General features: G+C 44.5%; 2 protein-coding genes. One reads left to right on the top strand and one right to left on the bottom strand.

Features of this window, described 5'->3' with window-relative positions:
• Positions 1-143: 143 nt before the first annotated feature.
• The gene (queG, locus tag AC2YHV_RS27520) at positions 144-1283 is read right to left on the bottom strand and encodes a tRNA epoxyqueuosine(34) reductase QueG (protein WP_369315850.1); all 1140 of its coding nucleotides are present in this window, start codon (positions 1281-1283) and stop codon (positions 144-146) included.
• A 105-nt stretch (positions 1284-1388) separates the two neighbouring features.
• Between queG and AC2YHV_RS27515 the strand changes: the two genes are divergently transcribed.
• Positions 1389-2057: a B3/B4 domain-containing protein gene (locus tag AC2YHV_RS27515; protein ID WP_057275618.1), complete on the top strand. Its 669-nt coding sequence runs from the start codon at positions 1389-1391 to the stop codon at positions 2055-2057.
• Positions 2058-2346: the final 289 nt, after the last annotated feature.

Raw genomic sequence — 2346 nt, 5'->3', positions numbered from 1 at the left:
TGTCCCGCTGCTCCCGCAGGAGTCTCGCACTTCCGCTCCAATCAACCTTAAATCGTTTCGTTTTAAAAACAACAATCTTTACGAAAAGAGCCTAAGCAAAAAAGCCGCCCCGTTATATTTACGAGGCGGCTGCATTTTAAATATTATTTTGTTTCCAAGGTAAACTGCAGTCCTTTCTCAATTTCCGCCAATACCTCTTCATCCTTTTCCTTCATTCGTACTTCTTCCAATGCGGAAACAGCCTGCTCCCGGCCAATTTTCCCAACTGCCCAGGCCGCCGTCCCCCTGATGACGGGTCGCGGATCATTCTTCATGACCTGTATCAATAGAGGCAATGCCGTTTCATCTTTGAAATGGGCCAATGCTAAAATGGCATTTCGTTGGATTGGTTTTTTACCGCGCCAAGAGCCAGATACATGGCCGTATGTCTCTTTGAAGTCCCGATTTGAAATCGTAAGCAGGGGTTTTAACAGCGGTTTCGCCAGCTCGGGATCGGGTTCCATTTCTTCATGAAAATGAAAATCCATTCCTTTGTTTTTCGGACAAACGGTCTGGCATGTATCACATCCATACAAACGATTGCCTATTTTCGTCCTGAACTCATCCGGAAGGAAACCTTTTGTCTGTGTCAAGAACGCAATGCAACGCTTGGAATTTAGCTGCCCGCCCTGAACGAGCGCTCCAGTCGGGCAAACATCGACACATTTATTGCATGTCCCGCATTGATCTTCCATCGGTTGATCCGGTTCAAACGGCAGGTTGGTGATCATATCTCCCAAGTATACATAAGACCCGAACTCCGGTGTGATGATCATACTGTTTTTTGCACTCCAGCCAATACCTGCACGCTCAGCCACTGCCCTATCTGATAACTCACCCGTATCAACCATGGACTTCATCATTGCCCCGGGCACTTTATCTTTAATGAAATTCTCAAGTAACTGCAATTTATTACGAAGAACGGTATGATAATCCGTTCCCCAAGACGCCCGGCAAAAGATTCCGCGGCGTTCACTTTTTGTACTTTGCGGAGCATCCTTCAATTTCGAAGGATAAGCAAGCGCAATCGAAATGATGGATTGCGGTTTATCGAATATCAATTCAGGCCTTACCCTTTTTTCTATATCGGCTTCTTCAAACCCTGACTGGTAATCCAGTTCCTGTTGACGTATCAGCCGACCTTTCAGTTCGGTGAAAGCCGTAGCCGAAGTAAAGCCGATTTTATCGATGCCGATTTCCTTACTATATAAAATCACTTCTTGCTTGAATGAGTTCATATCCATATTAATCACCTACGTTCATTCAGTATTCCCATTGAAGCTTGAATCCATTTCAAACCATTGCTATCTATGATAAACTAATTGCAATCATTTTTGGAGGTGAAACGGTTGGAAATTACCGTATCAGCTAATCTTAGCAGTAAAATCCCTGAATTCAAAGTCGGGGTCATTACATATGAAAACATCGAAGTCGGTCCCTCCCCGCAAATGGTGAAAGGAAGACTTCAACTATTTCAGGAAGCTCTTTTCTTCGACCTTGAAGAAAAGGAATTGACCGACTTTTCCGGCATTAAAGTGTGGCGGGAAATTTTCAAGGCTACAGGAACAAACCCGTCACGGTATCGTCCCTCCGTGGAAGCCCTATACCGCCGCGTGAAAAAACAGAATTACTTGACGCCCATCCATTCGGCCATCGATTTGAATAACTTCTTCTCACTGTTATATGAAGTTCCGATCGGCATTTATGATGCTGAAAAATTAACGGGAGACATCTCGATCAAGATTGGCGAGGGGGCAGATGGGTATGACGGTTTGAACGGCCGCTTCAATTCCATGGAAAATATGATTACCTCAGCCGATCATGCTGGCGCATTCGGAAGTCCCTACGTTGATTCAGAACGCACGAAAGTCACTGAGGAAACGAAAAAAGCCATCCAAATCATTTATTTACAACCCAATACTTCAACCACGGAAGCAAATCAGCTAACGAAATCCTTGATGGATATGTTCCTTGAAATCCACGGTGGTGAAGGGACTTATTCGATTATGGAAGGATAATTACGGAAATAAACCCTTTCCACAATCGGAAGGGGTTTTTTCATTATTGTTCCACTTAATAAAACCAGTGAAAAAGGTTCTTAAAAATTTCTTTTCAGTCGATTCCAGAAATCCACTCCCTTTCCGCCGACTGTCTGCCAAGCCTCCTCGACGTAAACGTCTCCGGGGTCTCGGCTAGCCAGTTACTCGGCAGGAGTGTCGCATATTTCTTCCATCCTTTAAGGATTAATGTAAAAAACCTCAAGGATCACCTCGTCTTAAACTTGGTTCGGGAAGAGTCCAGCCTGCG

This window comes from Peribacillus sp. SRI_006 (assembly GCF_057586375.1).
The sequence above is the reverse complement of the archived record's forward strand: the minus strand, read 5'-3'. Positions and strand labels throughout refer to the sequence as shown.